The sequence below is a fragment of the Luteibacter sp. 9133 genome (genome assembly GCF_000800155.1).
GTDB classification, from domain to species: domain Bacteria; phylum Pseudomonadota; class Gammaproteobacteria; order Xanthomonadales; family Rhodanobacteraceae; genus Luteibacter; species Luteibacter mycovicinus.
In genome coordinates this window covers 3,953,763-3,977,611 of record NZ_JUHO01000001.1, presented here as the reverse complement: position 1 = coordinate 3,977,611, position 23,849 = coordinate 3,953,763, and the positions used below count along the sequence as shown (strand labels likewise).

Below are 23,849 nucleotides of genomic sequence, written 5' to 3'. Positions count from 1 at the left end.
CTTCCCGCGCGGTACCGACCTGATGCTCGACACCCTGCTCGATTTCCTGGCCAACGGCCTCACCCACGCAAGCTGGGGCGAGATCGCTGTCTATGTGCTCGTGGTCACCCAGCTCACCATTTTCACGGTGACGCTGTACTACCACCGCAGCGCGACCCATCGTGGTGTGGATTTCCACTGGACCCTCAACGGCTTCTTCCGTTTCTGGGGCTGGCTGACCACGGGTATGGTCGTCAAGGAATGGGTAGCGATCCATCGCAAGCATCACGCCAAGGTCGAGACCGAGGAAGATCCGCACAGCCCGCAGGTCTTCGGTATCAAGAAGGTCTTCCTGGACGGCGTGTCGCTCTATCGTGAGGCCAGCTACAACAAGGCCGACATGGAGAAGTACGGCCGTGGCACCCCCGACGACTGGTTCGAGCGCAAGCTGTTCGGCGCGCACCCGTACTGGGGCCCGGTGCTGATGGCCTTTATCGATGTCGCGCTGTTCGGCGTGATCGGCATGGCCATCTGGGCCGTGCAGATGATCTGGATTCCGTTCTGGGCCGCCGGTTTCGTCAACGGCATCGGCCACTGGTGGGGTTACCGCAACTTCGAAAGCTCCGACACCGCGACCAACATCTCGCCGTGGGGCTTCTGGATCGGCGGCGAAGAGCTGCATAACAATCATCACGCCTTCCCGAGCTCGGCCAAGTTCGCCTTGCGCAAGTGGGAGTTCGATATCGGCTGGGCGGTGATCTGCAGCCTGCGCTTCTTCCGTCTGGCCAAGGTGCTGCGTGTCGCGCCCACGCTGAACATCCGTCCGAACGTGCACCTGCCGGATGCCGAAACGCTCAAGGGTGTCCTCGCACTGCGTTTCCAGGCCACGACGGACTACTACCGCAACGTCATCCTTCCGACCATGCGCGAAGAAGTCAGTCAGGCCGGAGACAATCTGAAAGCCGTGCCGCGTCGTGTTCGTCGTGCGCTGGCCGACGGTGGTCGCTGGCTCGACAACGATGCGCGTGAGCGCATGCATGCCGCGCTGGCCAATCGCCCGGCGCTCACCACGGTGTGCGAGTTCCGCGCGCGCCTGGTCGCCCTGATGGAAGAGCGCGGTGCCGACAAGGCGCTGAAGTCTCTGCAGCAGTGGATCGTCGAGGCGGAAGAAAGCGGCATCCGTTCGTTGCAGCAGTTTGCCCAGCGGCTGAAGGGTTACTCAGCGGTCGGCGCCTAACACGATCAAGCCGATTCGAAAAAAGGGCCCGCCATCTGGCGGGCCCTTTTTTGTTTGGCACATGCGTAAGAGCTGTAAAGCCGCTTCGTAGCCGGGACATCGGGCTCAAGGTGGCGTAAGGCCTCATTCGCACGAATGTTGTGCTGAGGGGTTCGCGCACGGAGTGCGCTCCTACGCGCGGCTTGCGCCGCGTAAATAAAAAAAGGCCGCCATTCGGCGGCCAATTTTTATTTGATCTTACCTTCCTTGTATTCCACATGCTTGCGGACGACAGGATCGTACTTCATGAACACCATCTTTTCCGGCGTGTTCTTCTTGTTCTTCGTGGTCGTGTAGAAGTGACCGGTGCCCGCGGTGGAAATCAGGCGGTGCTTATCGCGCTTGCTTGCCATGGTTGATCTCCTTAGATCTTTTCGCCGCGGGAACGGAGGTCGGCCAGCACGGCTTCGATGCCGTTCTTGTCGATGGTGCGCAGCGCGTGGTTGGAAACGCGGAGCTTCACCCAGCGGTTCTCGCTGGCGACCCAGAAGCGGCGCTCGTGCAGGTTCGGCAACCAGCGGCGACGGGTCTTGTTGTTTGCGTGCGAGACGTTGTTGCCGCTCTGCACGCCCTTATTGGTGACTTGGCATCTACGGGCCATGATGACCTCCTTTAGATTCGTTGGACCGCCCTTTGGCCAGGGTGGCGACGGCCCAGCCACGACCCGGTTACGGGGCGCCATGCGATGGCTGGAGGGGGTGGAACATCCCTGACAATGAGGCCCGCATCGCATGACGGGCGTTCCCGACGGATCGGGTTGGCATAGGGAAGCCGGGCATTCTCTCAGAATCCTACGTCGTCGCGCAAGCCGGACTGTGCGGGGCGCCGGGTTGTGTGAAACAATCCCGGCTTTCGTGCCAGCGGCACGTATCCCGCCCACACGACGCCTTCTCGAGGACTCACGCAATGGCAGAAATCACCGCCAACGGCCAGGCCGGCCAGCCGCAGCTCGTGCTGCAGAAGATCTACGTCAAGGATGCTTCCTTCGAAGCGCCGAACGCTCCGCAGGTGTTCCAGGAAATGGGCGAGACCGAGGCGCAGCCGCAGGTCCAGCTCAACCTCGGCCACAAGGCCGTCGACCTCGGCAACGACCTGTTCGAAGTCGTGCTCAGCCTCACCCTCACCTGCAACCTCGGCGAGCGCACCGCTTACCTCGCCGAAGTGCACCAGGCCGGCATCTTCGGCATCGGTGGTTTCACCGATGACGACCGCGACGGCATCCTCGGTTCGTACTGCCCGAACCTGCTGTTCCCTTACGCCCGTCAGATGGTCTCGGCGATGATCCAGGAAGGTGGCTTCCCGCCGTTCCTGCTGCAGCCGATCAACTTCGACGCCCTCTACGCCGAGCAGCAGCGTCAGCAGGTCGAAGGCGGCGCCGGTACCCATACGCTCAACAGCTGAGCGATGACCTCCGCCTCCCGACCCACCGTCGCCGTTCTCGGCGCCGGTTCCTGGGGTACCGCGCTGGCTGCGCTTCTGGCGCGCAACGACGTCCCCACCCGGTTGTGGGGGCGCGACGCCGACGCGCTCGCGGAAATGGCCGCGGCGCGTCGCAACCTGCGTTACCTGCCCGACCTCGACCTGCCGCCGGAACTCGCCTACGACGGCGACCTGGCCAGCGTGCTGCGGGGGGCGGACATCGTTCTGCTCGTGGTGCCGAGCCACGCGTTCGCCGCGCTGCTCGACCAGATCGTGCCCATGCTCGAACCCGGTGTCCGCATCTCGTGGGCTACCAAGGGTTTCGAGACGGGTACGGGGCGTTTTCTGCACGAACTGGTCAACGAAAAGCTTCCCGGCAGGCCTGCCGCGGTCGTCACCGGCCCCTCGTTCGCCCGCGAGGTGACCGCCGGCCTGCCCAGTGCCGTCACGGTCCACGCCACGGACGACGCCTTCGGCAAGGAACTCGCCGTGCTGCTGCACGCGCCCAACTTCCGCGCCTATACGGGTAACGACATCCTGGGGGCCGAGCTCGGCGGTGCGATGAAGAACGTGCTGGCTGTCGCCACCGGCGTCGCCGACGGTATGGAACTGGGGCTCAACGCCCGCGCTGGCCTCATCACCCGCGGCATGAACGAGATGCTTCGCCTCGGTGTCGCGCTTGGGGCGCGTGCCGAGACGCTCATGGGCCTTGCCGGCCTGGGCGATCTCGTCCTGACCTGCACCGGCGACCTGTCACGAAACCGCCGCCTGGGTCTGGCCCTGGGCAGGGGCATTCCGTTGACGGAAGCGGTTCGCCAGATCGGTCAGGTGGTCGAGAGCGTCGTGACGGCCGACGAAGTCGCCCGCCTCGCCGGCTTCCATGGGCTGGACCTGCCCATCTCGGCCGCCGTCCGGTCGGTGCTGCATGGCGAAGTCACGCCGGAAGAGGGTCTGCGCACCCTCATGGGGCGCGAGCAGAAGGCGGAATATCCCGTCGATTTGTTCCCCCACCGCCGCGACTGACGCCGCGGCGCGTCTCCCGTCTGGCTGAACCGGGCCGGTCCGCCGGGTAAAAAGTCCTACGGGCACGTCATCCCGCCTTTGCTAAGCTTCCTGTTTTGGTCGCGCTGACAGGCTCGCATACGGATGCATCAACCGGACGACAAGCGCAGGCGTCACGCCATGGCAGAAGTGCTGCCTCTGGCGTGGCAGCGCGCATTCGACGAGCCGGCCGCTCCTCCGCTGGCCGAGCGCAGTGTGCTGGGTTTCTTCCTCGAGGGCGTCAACGACGACCACGAGCCGGCGGCCCGGCTGGATGCCGCTCCGGTCCTGCTCACGCTGAGTGCGGAGGGCCGTTACTCCCGCCCCCTGCCGCTGGATAGCCGCCACCTGCCCGAAGCCGCGCTCACGGTGGCCGAGAAGCGTCTGGCGGCCACGGTGCTCGGCCTGCCGCAGACCTTGCGCAAGAGTCGCAGCTACGCGCGTTTCGCCGGTGCGCTGGGCGACCAGCTCCTGGCTGAAGTGCTCGATGGCGCACCGTGTTTCTTCGGCGGCGTTGCCGGTCTGAAGCTGTCGCGCGGGCAGGCTCATCCCCTGAGCTGGCGCTGGAACCTCGAAAAGGACGGCAGCCAGAAGCTGGTGCCGGCGCTTCCGACCAGTCAGCGTCTTTTTCGTGTGGGCTCGCTCTGGTTCCTCGACGCGGAGCATGCCGAGATCGGTCCGCTGGAAGGTTCTCCTGACGAAGGCGCCTGGCTCGATCTTCCGCCTCTGCCGCCCGAAAGCACGGCCGCGTTCCTCGCCCGGATGGAAGGCACGCGCATGGGGCCGCGCGTGCCGCCGCCGCAGGTGTTCGGTGACATGCGTCGGGCGGAAGTTTCCCCGCGCCCGGTGCTCGTACTCCACGCCCTGACCCGGCATGCGCGGCTCGCCGCGGGTACGCCCCCCCTGGCCTATGGAAGGCTTGCCTTCGACTACGCAGGCGAGCGCCTGCCCGGACGCGGCGGTGAGCCGCTGGTCCGACGCGTGCGCAACGGTGCGCTGCTTGAAATCACGCGACGCCGTGCTGAAGAACTCGCCTCGATGGAAACGCTGGAAGGCGCAGGCCTCAATCCCGCGGTCGATACCGAGGGCTTGCCCTGGGACATGGCCGACACGCTGCCCGATGACGCGTGGCTGTTCCCGGGCAAGGGCTATGCCGGTGCGTTGGAGGTCAATACACCGGCCCGATGGCTTGCCTTGCGTCCCCGGCTCGAAGGCGATGGCTTCGTGCTGGAGTACGACCGCAGTTTCCCCTTCGAAGTGCTCGAGGGTCCCGTGCACTGGTACGGGAAGGCGCACGAAGACGACGCGGACCGTGCGTTCGATCTGGAAATCGGCATCGAAGTCGAGGGCAAGCGCGTCAACCTGCTGCCTGCCGTCGCGCAGGCGCTGGCCGAGCACCAGCTCAGTCTGAGCCCGACGCCCGGTGAGGCTGAAGACTCGGTCTGGTACGCGCCTGTCGACGAACGCCGTCGCGTCCCGGTGCGTCTGAAAGAATTGCGAGGCTTGCTCGCTCCGCTCGCCGAATACCTCGAGAAGCCGCGTCAGCAACTGCATCTGCCTCGCGTACAGGCCGGTCGTCTCGAAGAGCTCGCGCAGGCCTTGCCCAGTGGCGGCTCGTTCGAAGCGCCCGAGCGGCTGCGTGGTTTTACTAGGCGTCTGCGTGAAGCGGCCGAGCGCGCCAGCGACGTGGTTCCCGAGGCGTTGCAGGCGGAGCTTCGCGGCTATCAGCGCGATGGCCTGCGCTGGATGAACGCCCTGGCCGAAGCCGGCACCGGTGGCGTACTCGCCGATGACATGGGTCTGGGCAAGACGCTCCAGCTCATCACGCATCTGCTGGCGCTGAAGGAAAACGGCAATCTCGAGTCGCCCGCGCTCGTCGTCGTGCCGACCAGCCTCGTGCCGAACTGGTCGTCCGAACTCGCGCGCTTCGCACCGAGTCTGCGTGTCTTGGCGCTGCATGGTCCCCAACGCGCGGAAACGTTCGCGCACATCGGCGAGAACGATGTCATCCTCACGACGTACGCATTGCTTCCGCGCGACGTCGAGACGCTGAAGAAGCAGGCGTTCTCCCTCGTGGTGCTCGACGAAGCGCAGCAGGTGAAGAACCCGCGCACGCAGGCGCGCCGCGCGTTGCTCGCGATGAAGGTGCCGCGTTGCCTTTGCCTCACCGGCACGCCGCTGGAAAATCACCTCGGCGAATTGTGGTCGCAGATCGATCTCGCCGTGCCCGGCTTGCTGGGTGACGAAGGTGCGTTCCGTCGCCACTACCGTGCGCCGATCGAGAAGCACCAGGACATCGAGTGCCAGGACCGTCTGAACCGTCGCATTGCGCCGTTCATCCTTCGTCGCACCAAAGCGCAGGTCGCGTCGGAGTTGCCGGCGAAGACCGAGATCACACGTCGTGTGGTGATGGAGCCGCGTCAGCGCGATCTCTACGAAAGCCTGCGCCTCTCGCTGGCGGAGGAATTGCGCGAGGTCATCGCGCAGCGCGGCATCGCCCATAGCGGCATCGTGGTCCTCGATGCGCTGCTCAAGCTGCGTCAGGTCTGCTGCGATCCGCGGCTGGTGAAGCTCGAGGCCGCCCGTGGCGTGCGCGAGTCCGCCAAGTTCGAACTGTTGATGGACATGCTTCCCGCGCTGCTGGCCGAAGGCCGCCGTGTCCTGTTGTTCAGTCAGTTCACTGAAATGCTCAAGCTGATCGCGGTCGAGCTCGATCGACGGCGCATCAGTTACGTGACGCTGACGGGCGAAACGCGCGATCGCGCGGAGCCGGTGCAGCGCTTTCAGGACGGCGAGGTGCCGTTGTTCCTGCTCTCGCTCAAGGCGGGCGGCGTGGGCCTGAACCTGACCAGCGCCGATACCGTCATCCACTACGACCCCTGGTGGAATCCGGCGGCCGAGGCACAGGCCAGCGACCGTGCGCATCGCATCGGTCAGGACAAGCCCGTGTTCGTTTACCGGCTGATCACAGCGGGCACCGTCGAAGAACGCATCGAGGAACTCAAAGCCCGCAAGGCCGAGCTTGCCGACGCCGTGCTTGAAGGTGGCGGAAGCCGTGAGCGACTGAGCTTCGACGAAAGCGATCTCGACGCGCTGCTCGCTCCGCCGGCCTGAAGCACTCAGTCTGCGGGCTCTCCCGCCGTGCTGCGCAGGAGCGATCGCGCACTCCCGGCGGACGGGAATCCCGGGTTCTCAACGGTCATGCGCGTCATCCGCGCGCCAGGCCTTCACCTGCGCGCGGCATGACGTTTACCACTCGGCTGGCTTAACGGCGCAGCGGCGTACCGCCGGCTTCGACGATCGCCAGCGCCGCACCACCGATGAGGCCCGGCTCCGGGTTCATGATGGCCTGGGTCGGTACCTGCTCCATGGTGTCGCGGAAGCGGCCCTTGGCTTCGAAGCGTTCGCGGAACTTGCCCTTCTGGATCCACGGCAGCAGGATCGGCGTCATGCCGCCTGTGAGGTACACGCCGTCCCACGCGCCCAGCGTGAGCACGAGGTCACCGGCCACGCTGCCGAAGATGCCCGCGAACGTTTCGACCGCACGTGCGCACATGGGGCAGGTTTCGTCGGTGGCGCGCTTGGTGATCTCTTCCGGGGTGATGTCGGCCTGCGGCTTCTGACCGGAGATTTCGCAAATCGCCTCGTAGAGATTCACCAGACCCTGGCCACAGATCAGGCGTTCGTTGGACACGCGGCCGTAGCGAAGGTTGAGCACCTTGAGGATCTCGATGTCCTCGGCGCTGTGCGCCGCGAAGCCGGCATGGCCGCCTTCGGTCTGCAGCACGCTGACCTTGTCGCCACGAATGAGCAGGCCGCCCACGCCAAGCCCGGTGCCCGGACCGACGACGACGAAGGTCTGCTCTTCCTTGGCGCCGATTTTCGGCACGGGCAGGGTGCCGACTTCCACCAGATCCTGGTGGCCCTGGGCGTCCTTGTCCGCGCTCATCAGCATCACGGCCATCGACTGCGCCGCGAAGTCGTTCACCAGGTGAACCCACTCCAGATCCAGCTCCGCGGCGAGATTCTTCGCCGAGATGGCCCAGGGGTTATTGGTGACCTTCACCGTCTCGCCGTTATCGATGCGACCGGCGGCGGCGATGATGGCGCGCTGCGCCTCGTGGCCGGTTTCCTTGAAGTACTGCTTGGCGGCATCGCCCAGCGACGCGTAGTCCTTGACGTGGTAACGCCGGATGCTTTCCTGGATAAGCGGTTGATCTGCTTCCGGATGCGCAATGCCGAAGCGCACGTTGGTGCCGCCGAGGTCGGCGAGCAGGGTCGGCGCCGCGGCGCTAACTTTGGACATGTTTTAAGGACCTGTCAGATCACGGAAGCCCGCAAGGTTGCCTCGCGCGGGCGCTGGCGTCTAGTGACGGTTTGCTCTGCGCCGTCTTGACATACGCAGAGCCTCCCGGTGTGACGGTGGGGACCGGCACTTTGACGTAAACGTTTACGTCGGCAGAATACCCCATCGCCCGGGTCAATGGCAGGCAGTTGCCTGCCAGGCACGGGTACAACGGGAGAGTATGTGATGGCAGTGGTTCGCCTCGAGAAGGTGCGCAAGGTTTATCCGAACGGGCATGTGGCCCTGAAGGAGGCGAGCTTCGAAATCGCCGATGGCGAACTGCTGGTGCTGGTCGGGCCCTCGGGTTGCGGCAAGACCACGCTGCTCCGGATGATCGCCGGACTCGAGTCCATCTCGGGTGGCACGCTGAGCATCGGCGACCGCGTCGTCAACGACGTGCCGCCGAAGGATCGCGACATCGCGATGGTTTTCCAGAACTACGCGCTGTACCCGCACATGACCGTTCGCGAGAACCTCGGCTTCGGCCTGCGCCTGCGCGGCGTGGACAAGGCGGAGATCGATCGCCGTGTCGCCGGCGCCTCGGAGATGCTCGGCCTCGACGAACGCCTCGATCATCGTCCCGCCGCGCTGTCTGGCGGTCAGCGGCAGCGCGTGGCGCTGGGGCGTGCGATGGTGCGCGATCCCTCCGTTTTCCTGCTCGACGAACCGCTGTCGAATCTGGATGCGAAGCTGCGCCTGTCCACACGCGTGGAGATCGCGCGTATTCACCGCCGCGTGGGCGCCACGATGGTGTACGTGACGCACGACCAGATCGAAGCGATGACGCTCGGTCAGCGCATCGTGGTGTTGAACGGCGGTGTGATCCAGCAGCTGGATACGCCGATGAATCTCTACAACAAGCCGGCGAATCTTTTCGTCGCGGGTTTCCTCGGCAGCCCCGCCATGAATCTTTTCCACGGGACGCTGCGTCGCGCCGACGGGCTTCGTCTGGAGATGAAGGATGGCTCGCTCGCGCTCGCCACCGAGGCGGCCGCGCTCGGCCCCTACATCGACAAGCCGCTGATCGTCGGCGTACGCCCGGAGGACCTGCTTACGGTCAGCGACCATCCCGGTGTCGACGCACGCCTGCAGGCGCATGTCGACGTGGTGGAGCCCGTGGGCAACGAAGTGTTCCTCAACATGCGTCACGGGAGCGAAGAGCTCGTTTCGCGCGTACCGCCCCATTCGACGGTGCAGCCGGACAGCGACGTCGCGCTGGGCTTCCATCTGGAGCGCGTGCACTTCTTCGATCCGGAAAGCACGCTGCGAATCGACGTGTAAGCATGGGTCGGGGCCGCCTCACGGCGACGTTCCGCCGATGCGCTGCCCTCGACGGGCGTATCGGCGGGGCGTGAGACGCCTGCGACGCCTTGCCACCACCGGCGCGTCGGCCGAGGCGTAAAATGGGGCGATCGCCAACCAACAGGCCGCCGTCCCATGACCTTCCCCGCCGTCCGCATGCGTCGCATGCGCCGCGACGCTTTCTCCCGCGCCCTCATGCGCGAGAACGTGCTCACCGTGTCCGACCTGATCATGGTCGCTTTCGTGGTCGATGGCGAAGGCGTGCGCCAGCCGGTCTCGTCCATGCCGGGTGTCGACCGGCTGTCGATCGATGAACTGCTGAAGCTCGCCGAGGAGTGCGTCGCCCTGGGTATACCGGCGCTGGCGCTGTTCCCGTCCGTCGGCGACGGGGTGAAAAGCGAAGACGCCCGTGAGGCGTGGAATCCCGATGCCCTGTTCCAGCGCGCCACGCGCGAGCTGAAGAAGCGCTTTCCGGAACTGGGTCTCATCGGTGACGTGGCACTCGATCCGTACACCACGCACGGTCAGGACGGCCTGATCGACGCCGACGGTTACGTCATGAACGAGCCGACCGTCGAGGCGCTGATCAAGATGTCGCTGGCCCAGGCCGAAGCGGGCATGGACTTCGTCGCTCCTTCGGACATGATGGACGGCCGCATCGGCGCGATTCGCGACGCGCTCGAAGACGCCGGCTACATCCACACCCGCATCCTTGCGTATTCGGCGAAGTACGCGTCGAGTTTCTACGGCCCGTTCCGCGACGCGGTCGGCTCGTCGGCCAATCTGGGCAAGGGCAACAAGCACACCTATCAGATGGACGTCGGCAACAGCGACGAGGCCCTGCGCGAGGTCGAACTGGATCTCGCCGAAGGCGCCGATGCCGTGATGGTGAAGCCGGGCCTGCCTTATCTGGACATCGTCCGGCGGGTGAAAGACGCCTTCGGCGCGCCCACGTTCGTCTATCAGGTCAGCGGGGAGTACGCCATGATCAAGGCGGCCTCGCAGAACGGCTGGCTGGACGAGAAGGCCGTCGTCATGGAATCGCTGCTGGCGATGAAACGGGCGGGCGCCGATGCGATCCTGACCTACTTCGCGGTGGACGTGGCGCGCTGGCTGAAGGGTTGAGCGGCATTTCGTCCAAAACGGCAGCGGGATCCGCATGACATAATCCGGGACGATTTCCCGGGAGCCGCAGCATGGATGGACATCACTTTCTAGAGACGGCCGTCGTCTTCCTGCTGGCGACGGTGGTTGCCGTGCCGCTCACCAAACGCTTCCGTCTGGGTGCCGTGCTGGGTTACCTGCTGGCGGGCGTCGTCATCGGGCCGTCCGTCCTCGGCCTGGTCAGCGACACCGAGGGCGTTGCGACGATCTCCGATTTCGGCGTCGTGCTGATGCTGTTCGTGATCGGCCTCGAGCTGTCGCCGTCCCGCCTGTGGGTGATGCGCCGTGCGGTGTTCGGCAGCGGCAGCCTGCAGGTGATCACCTGTGCGCTCGCTCTGGGTGCTATCGGCTACTTCCTGTTCGGCCTGACCTGGAAGGCGGGTGTGATCGTCGGTGGCAGCCTTGCGCTGTCGTCCACCGCGTTCGGCCTTCAGATCCTCGCTGAGCGCAAAGAGGCCGGCGCCGCCTACGGTCGCCAGGCCTTCGCCATCCTGCTCTTCCAGGATCTCGCCGCCATTCCGTTGATCGCCGCGGTGCCGTTGCTCGGTGGCGCGGTCGCCCACGGCGCGCACGGTCCCGACACGATGAGCGTGGTCCGGGTCGTCGGCACCATCTTCGCCGTGATCCTCGGCGGCCGGCTGCTGCTGCGCCATGTGTTCCGCTTCGTCGCTCGCGCCAAGAGCACCGAGGTGTTCACCGCGACGGCGCTGCTGGTGGTCATGGGCACGGCATGGCTGATGGAGCTGGCGGGCATCTCCGTGACGCTCGGCGCCTTCCTTGCTGGTCTGCTGCTGGCGGATTCGGAGTATCGCCACGAGCTCGAGTCGAATATCGAACCCTTCAAGGGGCTGCTGCTCGGCCTGTTCTTCGTCAGTGTGGGCATGTCGGTCGACCTCGCGTTGCTGGTCGCCAAGCCGTTGCTCGTGCTGGGCATGGTGGCGCTGCTGCTCACGGTCAAGGCCTTGCTGATCGTTCCGCTGGGCCGGCTGGTCGGCTCGCTGACCACGGCCGACTCGGTGCGTCTGGCGGCCGTGCTGGCCAGCGGCGGCGAATTCGCCTTCGTCATCCTCAACCTCGCACAGCAGAATCGCCTGATCGACGACAGCCAGCGTGGCCTCATGGTCATGGCGATCTCGCTGTCGATGGCGCTGACGCCGTTGCTCGTGCTTGCCGCGTCGCGTCTCGTGCATGAGCGTGTGCGCAAGCCGGACCGTGCATTCGACACCATCGAGGCCGATACGCCCCGCGTCATCATCGCCGGCTTCGGGCGCATGGGCCAGATCGTCGCTCGCGTGCTGCGTGCGCAGGGCATCCAGTTCGTCGCATTGGAGAGCTCGGTGGAGCAGGTGGAAACCTCGCGCCGCTTCGGCGGCACATCACTGTTTTTCGGCGATCCCGGGCGTCCGGAAATGCTGCGTGCCGCGCAGGCGGACAAGGCCGAGGTGTTCGTCATCGCCACCGACGATCCCGAAGCCAACATCCGCACCGCGCGGCTGGTGAAGCGCCAGTACCCGCACCTCAAGATCGTCGCCCGCGCGCGCAACCGTCAGCATGCGTTCCGTCTCATGGATATCGGCATCGAAGATCCCGTGCGCGAGACCTTCTACTCCAGCCTGGAGATGACCCGCCACGTGCTCCAGTCGCTGGACATGTCGGCCGACGTCGTCGACAGCCGTATCGCGCGGTTCCGCAAGCACGACGAGCAGGTGCTGCGCGCGCAGTACCTGGTGTATGACGACGATGCCGCCCTCATGCAGTCCTCGAAGGAAGCCCTGCACGACCTGCAGCAGCTCTTCGAGGCCGATGCGGTGGAAGAGCGCGAAAAGGAAGCCTGACCCTGAAGAGGCGAGCGCGCTCGCTGTAGGAGCGAGCCCCGCTCGCGACAACCGTCGCGAGGGAGCCGCAGGCCGCCTTGTCCTTAGTCCGGCTGCGCCGGCTGCCGCAACGTCTGCCTCACGCTCGGAATCGCGCCGACACGCGTCCCGAGCTCGTGCGCGATGTCCACGTAACCCAGATGCCGGGCGACATCGCCGGCGGTCCGGCCGAACGCATCGGCCGCCTGACGGTTCGCACCGCGATGGATCAGGACGCGGGCCGGGCCCAGCAGCGCATGCATCGCGCTCGCGTGCAGCGCGCTGACGCCGCGATGGTCGGCGTGTTCGATCTTCGCGCCCGCGTCGAGCAGGACGGGTACCAGCGCGCCAAGGTGGGTGGCATCCGCCTCGGTACCGGGGCGCAGATGCGCACCCAGCAGCATCAGCAGCGGGGTCACGCCGTCCTTGTCCGCCTTGTTCACATCGGCACCCTTGCCGATGACCGTATCGAGCAGGCGACGTGCGCGCAGGCTGTCGCTGCTGCCGAAGCAGTATTGCGCGGCGGCATGCAGCGCCGTGTGTCCGTGCGCGTCCTCGGCGCGGGCATCGGCGCCTGCCGCGAGCAGCATCTCGGCGATCTCGGGGTAGCCGAGGGCGGCGGCGATCATCAGGGCGGTCGTATCGCCCGGCAGTCGCTGGTCCGCCGCCACGCCGCGCGCGAGCAACGCTTCGACGATCGTGTCGCGACGCGCGTTCACCGCGGCGGCGAGTGGCGTGATGCCCGAAGCGGCGGCGAGCGTGGGATCGGCGCCCGCTTCGATGAGGTGTTCGGCCACATCCCGCCTTCCGGCGCCGGCGGCACGAAGCAGGGCGGTGGCGCCTTGCGCATCGCGCGTGTCCACGGCAAAACCGAGTTCGAGCAGCCGGTCGACCGCCTGTATGTCGCCCGCGGCGGCGGCGGCGGGTAAGTCATCGGCACGCAGCGGACGGCGCGGCAGTGGCCACGCGGTCCAGCTCAGCCAGCGCTCGACATCGCCATGGCCTATGCCGAGGCCGTACGGCGTCTCGCCATTGACGTCCGCCGCTTCCGGGTCCGCGCCATGAGCGACCAGCAGGCGGACGAGGGGCAGGCTCTCACCGCCTTGTTCGAGGGCGGCATGCAGGGGCGTACGGCCTCCCGCATCGCGCACGTTCGGGTCCATGCCCCGGGCGAGCAAGGCACCGAGCAACGCGCTGCGGCCGGTGGCCGCCGCCATATGTACCGGCGTGCGACCGCGCGCGTCGGCGCCGAAGGGGTCGGCACCGGCTTCAAGCATCGCGAGCGTCAGGCGTTCGTCGGCACCGTCCAGACGGCACACCGCCTGACCGAGGAGGCCCGCACCCGCGGGGGTGGCGCCCGCGCGCATCAGCTGCAGCAGCGCGTCGGCCGACTGGGGAAGCTGGGGGAGCAGGGCGTCGAACAGCCGGCGGCCGGTCGTGTCGGTTCCGTCGGCCGGGGGTGCCAGCCGCGCCTCGGCATGAAGGCCATGGTCCAGCAGCCACGCGCGTGCCGCATCGAAGCCCGTGCCAGCCAGATCGACATACAGCGCGGCGAGTTCTTCCGCGGGCCAGGCACGAACCTTGGCGGTGAACGTGGACGCGACGGCCCAGTGTCCGAAACGCAAGGCATCGTAGAGATGCATCGGCGAATCCGCCCCCGCCTCCGGTACGACCGACTCGCTCAGCGATGTCGGCAGTGGCGTCTCCGGGTCGAGCAGGGCGACGAAGTCCCAGCGGCCCGTACCGGCCGCGTGGTCGAGCGCGCTGCGTCCATCCGCGCCGGCTTCCTTCGGCTGGGCCCCCAGCGCGAGCAGCGCGCGTACCGTGGCGGCCTGGGCGCGCGGCGACTGGCAGGCCAGCGTCAGCGCGTCGCGTCCGTGGCTGTCGCGCGGCGAGGCATTGGCCTGGGCGTCGGCCAGCAACTGGACGATGCCGTGAGCGCCGGCACGCGCGGCCTCCATGAGGGCGGTGGTGCCATGCCGGTCGGCGAGGTTCGGCTGAGCGTGGGCCTGAAGCAGGGCCCGGGCGATCTGCTCGTGACCTTCCGCGGAGGCGGCGATCAGGGCCGAGCGTCCGTGGGCGTCGGTGGCGTTCACCGGTGCCTTGTAGCGCAGCAGCACCTTCACACCTTCCGCGTCGTCGTCGGCGATACCGGCGGCGGCGACCAGAGCGGGCTCGCCGCCGACGGGAGCGGGTTTGGCACCGTGCTCGAGAAGGAAGCGTACGAGTGCCCAGTTGGCCGCGCGGCACGCGATGGCCAGCGGCGTGTCGCCGGCGGCGTTGACGGCGTCGACCGGCGCGCCTGCATCGAGCAGCATGGCGGCGACGGTCGGCTCGGCGCTGAGCACCGCCCCGTGCAGTGCGGTGTTGCCCTCGGCATCGGTGGCGGCGGCGTTCGCGCCGTTGGTCAGCAGGGTGAGGACGGCTTCAGGGCGACCGTGCCAGCTGTCGCGCGTCGCGGCGTGCAACGCGGTCACGCCCTGATGGGCACGGCTGACCTGCGCACCACGCGCGATCAGCGCACGCAGCAGGCGGATGTCGGGGGAAAGGGCGGCGAGCGTCAGCACGGGGCGCTGGTCGCGATCGCCCGGTTCCGCGGCGGTGTTGGGGTCGGCACCGGCTTCGACGAGCGCCACGGCCCGTGCGATGTCGCCTTCGCGGGCCGCTGCCAGGAGCGCGTGCTCACGTACGCCGGGCTGACTTTCTTCGGTGCTGAGTACGGGAATGGGGGGAGGCGGCGCAGCCACGTCCGGCTCGATGCCCGGCTCACGCCGGGGCTCGGCGCGGGCCGTACGGATATGCCCGCGGCGCTCGCAGAGCAGCGCACGCAGGGTGCGGTTCGCGATCACCATGCCGGCGACGGGCAGCAGCACCACGCCATAGATCGCCAGCGCGGCGATCCGCATCTCCGGGGGAAAGACGCCGTACAGGCCGGAGAGGGCCACGGCGCAAAAGGCGAGTACGAGCAGGCTGAAGGCGGCGGGCAGGAAATGCGAGAAGAAACGTTCCTCGGCGGAAAGGTGGCGGCCGAAGCTGACCGAGCGGGCCACCGCGGTGAATATCCACGAGCCGTTACCGCTGTCCTCGGGGTAGGCATCGTCCCAGAGGAAAAGAAGCCCGAACGCCGGCCACATGCGCCACAGCGCCGCCAGCGCGACCACGAGCGTCGCTGCCAGTAACAGCGCCACGCCCAAGCTGGGCGCCTGCGTCAGCTTGAGCAGCGGCCAGGCGACGAGCACGAACACGACGAAGGTGTAGGCCGTGAAGATCACGACGTGCGCCGAGCCGCGACGCAAGGCCGTACGCAGGAAGCTCGTTTCGGGATCGAAACCGATCGCGTGACAGACCGCGGCCATCACCAGGGCGTTAGCGAGCAGCAGCGGAATCAGCGCAAGCGGCGACGCCGTGAGACCCGCGCAGGCGACAGCGGCGAGGGCGGGAAGGAACCAGGGCAGCGCCTTGATCAGCGATGGTCGACGACGTTTGGGATTGGCCATGCGCGCGAGTATACGGACGCGCATGGCATCACGCGGTAACGACGTGTTAACCCGCGCCGCGCACTCTGCCTGTGCGCGGATTCGGCCGATCAGACGCGCACGAGCGTCCGGTCGGGGTCGATCTCGCGATTGTGGTTGGGCTGGTTGCAGACGGTGAGCGTGTCGCCGGGAGGCGTCTGCAGATGCCAGCCGCAACCCGCGAGGTTGATGAGCACCTGCTCAGTGTCGTTGTGCGGGAGCTTGCGCTGCGGCGTGAGTTCGAACTCCAGCACGAAGCGGAGCTCACCCAGCAGGAGGACGAGCGGCTCGGGAAGCATGTCGAAGCCGTCCCGGCGGGTCATCCAGACGTAAGTATCGGGCTTGCGAAGGCTTGCGTAGACGTAGCAGTGCATGACGGCGGTCTCGCTTGCGGATCGGCAGCATACGTTAGCAAAAGAGTGACGGCGCAAGTGTGCATAAACGTCGGATGTTTCGACTTTGTTGCACATGCACTTGCAAATTATTCGTCAAGTCGTCCAGAGTCCCACCCCAGATTGTTAAACGCGCGTATGAAAACGGCTAACTTTTCCGTTCCGCGCACGTGACATCGACCCAGAACAGAACAAAAGCAGGAGCCACCACGCATGCAGAAGTTGACCCATACCCGTTCGTTGGCCGTCGCCGCCCTTTCGCTGGCCATCGCCGGCGCGCTGGTGGCTCCGCAGGCCGCTCACGCCAGCGCCTTCCAGCTGAAGGAAAACAGCGCCGCCGCCCTCGGTCGCGCTTTCGCCGGTTCCGCCGCCGCGGGTGACGACGCCTCGGTGATCGTGAACAACCCGGCCGCCATGAGCCTGCTCAAGGGCACCACGTTCCAGGCCGACGTCACCGGCATCAACTTCAGCACCAAGTTCCACGGCACCGCGACCGACGCTCAGGGTCGTCCCATCTCGGGCGGCAACGGCGGCGACGCCGGCACCACGATCCCGGTTCCGGCGTTCTACGTCGCGACCCAGGTCAGCGATCGCTGGCACATCGGCCTCGGCCTGACCGCCCCGTTCGGTTTCAAGACCGAATACGACTCCGACTGGAAGGGTCGTTACAACGCCATCAAGTCCGACTTCAAGTCGTATGACGCGACGCTGTCGGCGTCGTTCGACGTGACGGACGACTTCGCCCTCGGCGCAAGCTTCATCGCGCAGAAGACGACCGCGGAACTGACCAGTGCGATCAACTACAACACGGTCGGCCTCGGCCTGATTCAGCGCGCCGCCGCCGCGGGTCAGCTGCCGCCCGCCACCGCCCGCGCGCTGGCCGCACAGTACGCCGCCGTGGTTCCGCCGGGTAGCGACGGCGTCGCCAAGATCAAGGGTGACGACTGGGCCTACGGCTGGCAGATCGGTGGTCTGTGGAAGCTGACCCAGAACGACCGCATCGCCCTGAACTACCGCAGCAAGATCAGCCACAAGCTGGAAGGCACCGGTAACTTCACGATGCCGAGCAACGTGACGGCCGTGCTGTCCAACCCGACTGTCGGTGCGCTGCTCGGTTCGGGCCAGCCGCCCTTCACCCACACCAACGGTACGGCTGACTTCACCACGCCGTCCGTCGCCACCGCGAGCTTCTGGCACCAGGACGTGAAGTTCGGCCTGGGCTTCGATCTGTCGTGGACCAAGTGGAACGAGTTCAAGGACCTCACGGTCAATTACTCGAACCCGAACCAGCCGTCCACCAGCGAAGACTACAGCTGGCGCAACAGCTACTTCCTGTCCGCCGGTGGCGAGTACTACCCGACCGACAAGCTGACGCTGCGCGCCGGTGTCGCCGTCGACACGACGCCGACCTACGACGATACCCGCTCCCCGCGCGTGCCGGACTCGACCCGCAAGTGGCTGGCCTTCGGTATCGGCTACAAGGCCACCGAGCGTTTCGAAGTCAACGCGGGTTACGCCCACATCTTCGTTAACAAGGCTCACATCGCTGGCGTCACCAATGCCACCAACGACCGTTTGGTCGGCCAGAACGACGACAAGGGCAACCTGCTGAGCGTCTCGGCCAAGTACCAGTTCTGATCGTCTCCCCGATCGGCTGATATGAGCCAGTAAAAAAACCTCCCCGGCGACGGGGAGGTTTTTTTGTGGATGGCGTTCAGGCCAGTCGAACGGGATCGCGCGCGGGGCGCGCTCCTACAGGCCTTCCGCGCCGTGGCATTTTTTGAATTTCTTGCCGCTGCCGCACGGGCAGACGTCGTTGCGGCCGACTTTCGACTCGTCGCGCTGTACGGGCTTGCCGTGCCTCGGATGGCGGCGACGATAGAGCTGCGCGAGCTGGAACGGGATCTCGTTGAGCAGATTCATCCGCTCCTCAAACGACGGCAGGGCCACCGTCGGTGTGCCCGGGTCCGGATCGGTCTGATCCGCCGTCAGGGTCAGCAGCATGCCGACGAACGGATAGGTCTTTTCATCCAGCCACTCGGACCATTCCTCTTCCCACTCGCTGAGGGCGAAGCGAAAGCCCAGCGCCCAGTCGCTCGCGAGCGGGAAGTCGCCATTGTACGAAGCGACGTCCTCGATCTCGTCGAATTCCTCGGGCGAGTCGATGAAGGGCAGAGCGTCTTCCGCCAGTACCTTGGGATCGCCCGACACGCGTGCCTCGATCACCGCCCAGAATTCCTTGAGCAGCGTGGCGACCTCCGCGTGCACGGCCTCGGACTCCCAGGGCGTCGCCTCGTCGGTGTCGAGGATCGCCATGCAGTCGTCGATGTCGACGTCGGCCGGGCCCACGATCGCCGCCGAGAAGAGTCCGTCCAGCGTCTCCAGCGAATAGCGGTTGGTCGAGATCAGGAGGTCGTCGAGGCGGCCCAGGCGCGTTTCATTCATCTGCATGGCAATGACTCAGTAAGCGTAGTCGCGGAACACGGGATCGACGCTGCCGTTCCATTCGCTCTGGAAGAGCTCAAGCTTGGTGTCGGCCTGGGTTTTGCCGGAGAGGGCGATCTCTTCCAGCGGTTCGAGGTACACGGATTCGTCGACGCCGCGGTGACCGGTGCGGTTGCGCCGCTTGAGGCCTTCGCGGGCGATCTTCACCGCCTCCAGTGACAGCTCGCGCACGCTGTGGTCGCGGAAGCGAAGCGCGAGCGCCTCCTTCGGTACGCCGTCACGCAGCGCGTGGCGCTCGGCCTTCGTGAAGTCCTTCACGAGGTCCCATGCGGCGTCCAGCGCGGTGTCGTCGTACAGCAGGCCCACCCAGAACGCGGGCAGTGCGCACAGCGAGTTCCACGTGCTGGTATCGGCGCCGCGCATCTCGAGGTACTGCTTCAGGCGCACCTCGGGGAAGGCGGTGGTCAGGTGATCGGCCCAGTCGCGCATGTTGGCCTTCTCGCCCGGCAAGGCGGCCAGCTCACCACGCATGAACTTCTTGAACTCCTGGCCGGACAGGTCGACATACTTGCCGTCGCGATAGCTGAAGTACATCGGCACGTCGAGGATGTAGTCGACGTAGCGCTCGTAGCCGAAACCGTCTTCGAAAACGAAGTCGAGCATGCCCGTGCGGTCGGCGTCGGTATCGGTCCAGACGTGCGAACGATACGACTTGTAACCGTTGGGCTTGCCTTCGGTGAAGGGGGAGTTGGCGAACAGCGCCGTGGCGATCGGCTGCAGCGCGAGGCCCACGCGGAACTTCTTCACCATGTCCGCCTCGGTCGCGTAGTCGAGGTTGACCTGCACCGTGCAGGTGCGCGTCATCATGTCGAGGCCGAGCGAACCGACCTTGGGCATGTACTCGCGCATGATCTTGTAGCGGCCCTTGGGCATCCACGGCATCTGGTCGCGACGCCACTTGGGCTGGAAGCCCATTCCCAGGAAGCCGATGCCGAGTTCCTCGGCCACCGAGCGGACTTCCTTCAGGTGGTTGGTGACTTCGTCGCAGGTCTCGTGGATCGTCTCCAGCGGCGCACCGGAGAGCTCCAGCTGCCCGGCCGGTTCGAGGGTGATGTTCGCCATGCCCTTGGTCAGCGCGACCGGGGTGTCGCCTTCACGGGCCACGTCCCAGCCGAAGCGCGTCGCCAGGGTCTCCAGTAGCTGGCGGATGCCCGGACGGTCCCCGTCGAACGGTGGCGGGGTGAGGTCATCGCTGTAGAAGCCGAATTTCTCGTGCTCCGTTCCGATGCGCCAGGCTTCACGCGGCTTCTCGCCCCTGGCGAGATAGGCGACCAGATCGTCACGGTCGCCGATGGGCGTGCTCTTGGCGGCGCTGGGGATGGACACGGGGCTTTCCTTGAAGAGGGGGCTTTTTGGCCGGATGCGGCCCAGATGGGGGCGCATGCCCGCCGGGAAAAGGTGGCATGCCGGCGGCGCAGGGTAGCAAATGCGTCGGCGAGTCGGTGAAAACGAGGAGGTCGGGACCTTCTGCCCTTGCCGACCCTGGCGCTCGTCAGTCGCGCAGCTATCCAGGCATGCGTCGATGCTTCCTATACTCTGGCGGCAATATGCATCGACAAGGGAGTCATGAGGCGATGACCGTCAAGCGAAGGTCAAGCAAGGAGCAAGAGCCTGAGGCGTTGCCGACCGACCAATGGGTGCTGCCGTTGTCGCCCGGGGTCGATGACGCGGTCGATGAGGCTCTGGCCGTGGCGCCAGCAGGCCGGTTCAGTAACTACGTCGTTTACGTTGACGAGAGCGGCGATCATGGTCTTGAAACCGTAGACCCGAACTATCCTGTTTTCGTGCTGGCATTTTGTGTCTTTCACAAAGGGCATTATGCGGATGCCATCGTCCCCGCGATCGAGTCATTCAAGTTCAGGCACTTCGGGCATGACATCGTCGTGCTTCACGAACACGACATACGGAAGGAAAAGGGCATCTTCCGCTTCAACAATCGCCTGGAAAAGGAAGTTTTCCTTGACGAGCTCACTGGGTTGATCGACACGAGCAACTTTATTCTGATCAGCTGCGTCATCAGCAAGGCGAGGCTCAGGGAGCGTGCTCAGCTTGAAAGCAATCCATACCATCTGGCTCTCGGATTCTGTCTCGAGACGCTGTTTGAGCTTGTTGAGGAGAAAGAACAGGGCGATCGTCCGACTCACGTCGTCGTTGAGTGCCGAGGTAAAAAAGAAGATCGTGATCTGGAGCTGGAATTCCGGAGAATTTGTGACGGCGCTAACAGGTGGGGGCGCCAGCTGCCATTCGCCATTAAATTCGCCGACAAGAAGACGAACTCCTCTGGACTGCAACTCGCCGATCTCGTAGCCCGGCCCATCGGCCTGTCGGTCCTTCGACCGCAAAGCCCTAATCGGGCATTTGAGGTGCTCAAGCGTAAGTTCTTCTGCAAAGGAGGGCGCAAAAAGCTTGGCGTCGACTTCGAAGGGTGGGGGCTCAAGCTTTTCCCTGACGCAGAAAGCGAAAAGCCCCGGTGAACTCACCGAGGCTATGACGCCGACCGGGAACCCCCAGTCCACTTAGGCGTGAAGTTTAGAACGGGGGCGGCCAGTGGCACAAGGCACCCCCCTTCGCCGTCGATACGTTGCAAATTCTCGCGCGCGCCTCTCACTTGCCTGACCGGCGCGTGTGCTGGCACTCCAAAGACGAAGAGGCCGCCCGATGGGCGGCCTCTTCGCAAGATCCAATGCGGCGCGATCAGCGCTTCATCGAATTGAAGAACTCGTCGTTGGACTTCGTGTTCTTCATCTTGTCGAGCATGAACTCCATCGCGGCGAGCTCATCCATCGGGTGCAGCAGCTTGCGCAGGATCCAGATCTTGGCGAGCAGGTCCGGATCGATGAGCAGGTCTTCGCGGCGGGTGCCCGAGCGGTTGATATCGATGGCCGGATAGACGCGCTTCTCGGAGATACGACGGGACAGGTGCACTTCCATGTTGCCGGTGCCCTTGAACTCCTCGTAGATCACCTCATCCATCTTGGAGCCCGTGTCGGTCAGCGCGGTGGCGATGATCGTCAGGCTGCCGCCTTCCTCGACGTTACGCGCCGCGCCGAAGAAGCGCTTGGGGCGCTGCAGGGCATTGGCGTCGACACCGCCGGTGAGGACCTTGCCGGAGCTCGGTACCACGGTGTTGTAGGCACGGGCCAGGCGGGTAATCGAGTCGAGCAGGATCACCACGTCCTTCTTGTGCTCGACCAGACGCTTGGCGCGCTCGATCACCATTTCGGCGACCTGCACGTGGCGAACGGCCGGCTCGTCGAAGGTCGAGCTGATGACTTCGGCGCGAACCGTACGCGCGATTTCCGTGACTTCCTCAGGGCGCTCATCGATCAGCAGCATGATCAGATGGACGTCCGGATGGTTGTACTGGATAGCCTGCGCGATGTTCTGCAACATCATCGTCTTACCGGATTTCGGCTGGGAGACGATGAGGCCACGCTGGCCGCGGCCGATGGGTGCGACCAGATCGAGAATGCGGCCCGTGATGTCCTCGGTGGACCCGTTGCCGCGCTCGAGCTTGAACGACTTGCGCGGGAACAGCGGGGTGAGGTTCTCGAACAGCAGCTTGTTCTTCGACGCCTCCGGCGGATCGCCGTTGATGTCGTCGACCTTGAGCATCGCGAAATAACGCTCGCCTTCCTTGGGATGGCGGACGCGTCCGGTGATGTAATCGCCCGTGCGCAGGTTGAAGCGGCGGATCTGGCTGGGGGAGACGTAGATATCGTCCGGGCCGGCCAGGTACGACTCGTCGGCCGAGCGCAGGAAGCCGAAGCCGTCCTGGAGGATTTCGAGCACGCCCTCCGCCCAGATGCCGCCGCCCGAACGGGCGTGGGCCTTCAGGATATTGAAGACGACGTCCTGCTTGCGCTGGCGGGCCACGCCCTCGCGGACACCGAGCGACTCGGCGAACTCGAGCAGCTGGATCGCGTTCTTGCGCTTGAGTTCGGTCAGGTTGATCAGGCGATCGTTGCTGCCGGCGTCGGCGTTCTCGTCATCGTCGACGGGATAACCGTTGTTGTTGCGCGGGTGCTGATAGTTGCCGCCGTTGCCGGGGTTACCGCCACCTGGGCGCTGCTGGTTGTTCCGGTCGCCACGGTCGCCGCGGTCGTTGCGTTCGTTCCGGCGACGACGGCCCCGGCCTTCGCGCTCGTTGTTCGGGTTGTTCGGGTTGTTACGGTCGTTGCGATTCGGCTGCTGGTTGGGGTTGTCGCCCCGGGCCTGCTGCTGACCGCCCTGACCCTGACCCTGACCGCCGCCCTGCGAAGGGGCAGGCTGGCCGCCGTCGCGCGTTTCAGTCGACGGGGCCGCGGGACGCGGCTCCGCCGGTGACGCCGGCGCGTTGCTCAACTGCAACTCGGCCTGCGGCGCCGGTGTCGGTACCGGAGGCAGCGGCGGCGGTGACTTGACCGCCGGCGGCGCGACGGGAGCCGGCGCGGGTGCGCTCGTCTCTACCGCGGGTGCGGCGGCTGGCGCCTTTCGGCGCGTACGGGGACGCGGTTCGGTCGCAGGCTGGTCGCCGGCGCCCTTGGCGTCGATGGAATCTTTAGTTTCGATATCGGACACGGGCAAACCTCACGGGGCGCCGTTAAAAGAAGAAGGGAGAGGGTTCGCGACTGGAGGGGACAAGCGGTGTCCCGGCGAACTCCTAGAGCCTAGCATCGCGTGAGGCGCGGCGTAAAGCGCCTCACGCGGCGGCGTGGGTGAAACGGGGAATTCAGAGGGACTTTTCGATGAACTGGGTCAGCTGACCCTTGCCGACGGCGCCGATCTGGGTGCCGGCGACCTTGCCGTCCTTGAAGATCATCAGGGTCGGGATGCCACGGACGCCGAACTGGCGGGGCGTCTGCTGGTTTTCGTCGATGTTGATCTTGACGATTTTCAGTTTGCCTTCGTACTCGCCGGCCAGTTCATCGAGCACTGGAGCGATCGACTTGCACGGGCCGCACCACTCGGCCCAGAAATCGAGCAGGACCGGGGTGTCGGAATCGAGGACTTCCTGCTGGAAGGCAGAGTCGCTCGTATGGGTGATCTTTTCGCTCACCGTGATCTCCAGAATGGGGG

At 65.7% G+C, this 23,849-nt stretch carries 18 protein-coding genes; 9 read left to right on the top strand and 9 right to left on the bottom strand.

Annotated elements, in window-relative coordinates:
- The first annotated feature begins 22 nt into the window (after window positions 1-22).
- Window positions 23-1,216: a fatty acid desaturase gene (locus FA87_RS17340; RefSeq protein WP_036109723.1), complete on the top strand. Its 1,194-nt coding sequence runs from the start codon at window positions 23-25 to the stop codon at window positions 1,214-1,216.
- A 227-nt stretch (window positions 1,217-1,443) separates the two neighbouring features.
- On the opposite strand, the gene rpmG is transcribed toward FA87_RS17340, so the two are convergent.
- The gene (gene rpmG, locus FA87_RS17335) at window positions 1,444-1,608 is read right to left on the bottom strand and encodes a 50S ribosomal protein L33 (RefSeq protein ID WP_036109728.1); all 165 of its coding nucleotides are present in this window, start codon (window positions 1,606-1,608) and stop codon (window positions 1,444-1,446) included.
- Between the two features lie 11 nt (window positions 1,609-1,619).
- Window positions 1,620-1,856: a 50S ribosomal protein L28 gene (gene rpmB / locus FA87_RS17330; RefSeq protein WP_036109731.1), complete on the bottom strand. Its 237-nt coding sequence runs from the start codon at window positions 1,854-1,856 to the stop codon at window positions 1,620-1,622.
- A 305-nt stretch (window positions 1,857-2,161) separates the two neighbouring features.
- Between rpmB and secB the strand changes: the two genes are divergently transcribed.
- From secB to FA87_RS17315, 3 genes are all read left to right on the top strand, one after another.
- Window positions 2,162-2,656, top strand: a complete 495-nt coding sequence (gene secB / locus FA87_RS17325) for a protein-export chaperone SecB (RefSeq protein WP_036109736.1) — start codon at window positions 2,162-2,164, stop codon at window positions 2,654-2,656.
- 3 nt (window positions 2,657-2,659) lie between these two features.
- Entirely contained in the window at window positions 2,660-3,697 is a 1,038-nt protein-coding gene (locus tag FA87_RS17320) for an NAD(P)H-dependent glycerol-3-phosphate dehydrogenase (RefSeq protein WP_036109739.1), read from the top strand.
- A 159-nt stretch (window positions 3,698-3,856) separates the two neighbouring features.
- A complete protein-coding gene (locus FA87_RS17315) occupies window positions 3,857-6,829 on the top strand; it encodes a DEAD/DEAH box helicase (RefSeq protein WP_239709123.1) in 2,973 nt (990 codons plus the stop codon).
- 151 nt (window positions 6,830-6,980) lie between these two features.
- On the opposite strand, the gene glk is transcribed toward FA87_RS17315, so the two are convergent.
- A complete protein-coding gene (gene glk, locus FA87_RS17310) occupies window positions 6,981-8,021 on the bottom strand; it encodes a glucokinase (protein WP_036109744.1) in 1,041 nt (346 codons plus the stop codon).
- Window positions 8,022-8,246: 225 nt separating this feature from the next.
- On the opposite strand from glk, the gene ugpC reads away from it, so the two are divergent.
- The 3 genes from ugpC (at window position 8,247) to FA87_RS17295 (ending at window position 12,361) form a co-directional block, all read left to right on the top strand.
- Window positions 8,247-9,341: a sn-glycerol-3-phosphate ABC transporter ATP-binding protein UgpC gene (gene ugpC, locus FA87_RS17305; RefSeq protein WP_043696290.1), complete on the top strand. Its 1,095-nt coding sequence runs from the start codon at window positions 8,247-8,249 to the stop codon at window positions 9,339-9,341.
- Window positions 9,342-9,497: 156 nt separating this feature from the next.
- On the top strand, window positions 9,498-10,487 hold the full coding sequence (gene hemB / locus FA87_RS17300) for a porphobilinogen synthase (RefSeq protein ID WP_036109750.1): 990 nt from the start codon (window positions 9,498-9,500) through the stop codon (window positions 10,485-10,487).
- 71 nt (window positions 10,488-10,558) lie between these two features.
- Entirely contained in the window at window positions 10,559-12,361 is a 1,803-nt protein-coding gene (locus tag FA87_RS17295; protein ID WP_043696286.1) for a monovalent cation:proton antiporter-2 (CPA2) family protein, read from the top strand.
- 83 nt (window positions 12,362-12,444) lie between these two features.
- On the opposite strand, the gene FA87_RS17290 is transcribed toward FA87_RS17295, so the two are convergent.
- Window positions 12,445-15,900 (bottom strand): ankyrin repeat domain-containing protein, encoded by a 3,456-nt coding sequence (locus FA87_RS17290; protein WP_342633160.1) that lies wholly within the window; start codon window positions 15,898-15,900, stop codon window positions 12,445-12,447.
- Window positions 15,901-15,965: 65 nt separating this feature from the next.
- A complete protein-coding gene (locus tag FA87_RS17285; protein ID WP_036109757.1) occupies window positions 15,966-16,268 on the bottom strand; it encodes a YcgL domain-containing protein in 303 nt (100 codons plus the stop codon).
- A gap of 231 nt (window positions 16,269-16,499) precedes the next feature.
- On the opposite strand from FA87_RS17285, the gene FA87_RS17280 reads away from it, so the two are divergent.
- Window positions 16,500-17,924 carry an outer membrane protein transport protein gene (locus FA87_RS17280; RefSeq protein WP_036109759.1) on the top strand — a complete coding sequence of 475 codons (1,425 nt, stop codon included), beginning with the start codon at window positions 16,500-16,502 and terminating at the stop codon, window positions 17,922-17,924.
- A gap of 114 nt (window positions 17,925-18,038) precedes the next feature.
- Here FA87_RS17280 and FA87_RS17275 read toward each other — a convergent pair whose 3' ends face one another.
- Both FA87_RS17275 and FA87_RS17270 read right to left on the bottom strand, forming a co-directional pair.
- A complete protein-coding gene (locus FA87_RS17275) occupies window positions 18,039-18,737 on the bottom strand; it encodes a UPF0149 family protein (RefSeq protein ID WP_036109764.1) in 699 nt (232 codons plus the stop codon).
- 9 nt (window positions 18,738-18,746) lie between these two features.
- Window positions 18,747-20,117: a glutamate--cysteine ligase gene (locus FA87_RS17270; RefSeq protein ID WP_043696285.1), complete on the bottom strand. Its 1,371-nt coding sequence runs from the start codon at window positions 20,115-20,117 to the stop codon at window positions 18,747-18,749.
- A 248-nt stretch (window positions 20,118-20,365) separates the two neighbouring features.
- On the opposite strand from FA87_RS17270, the gene FA87_RS17265 reads away from it, so the two are divergent.
- Window positions 20,366-21,265 (top strand): DUF3800 domain-containing protein, encoded by a 900-nt coding sequence (locus FA87_RS17265; RefSeq protein WP_081996634.1) that lies wholly within the window; start codon window positions 20,366-20,368, stop codon window positions 21,263-21,265.
- Window positions 21,266-21,485: 220 nt separating this feature from the next.
- Here FA87_RS17265 and rho read toward each other — a convergent pair whose 3' ends face one another.
- Both rho and trxA read right to left on the bottom strand, forming a co-directional pair.
- The gene (rho, locus tag FA87_RS17260; protein ID WP_081996633.1) at window positions 21,486-23,351 is read right to left on the bottom strand and encodes a transcription termination factor Rho; all 1,866 of its coding nucleotides are present in this window, start codon (window positions 23,349-23,351) and stop codon (window positions 21,486-21,488) included.
- 151 nt (window positions 23,352-23,502) lie between these two features.
- Complete coding sequence (gene trxA / locus FA87_RS17255; RefSeq protein ID WP_043696284.1) at window positions 23,503-23,829, bottom strand: thioredoxin TrxA; 327 nt, start codon at window positions 23,827-23,829, stop codon at window positions 23,503-23,505.
- Window positions 23,830-23,849: the final 20 nt, after the last annotated feature.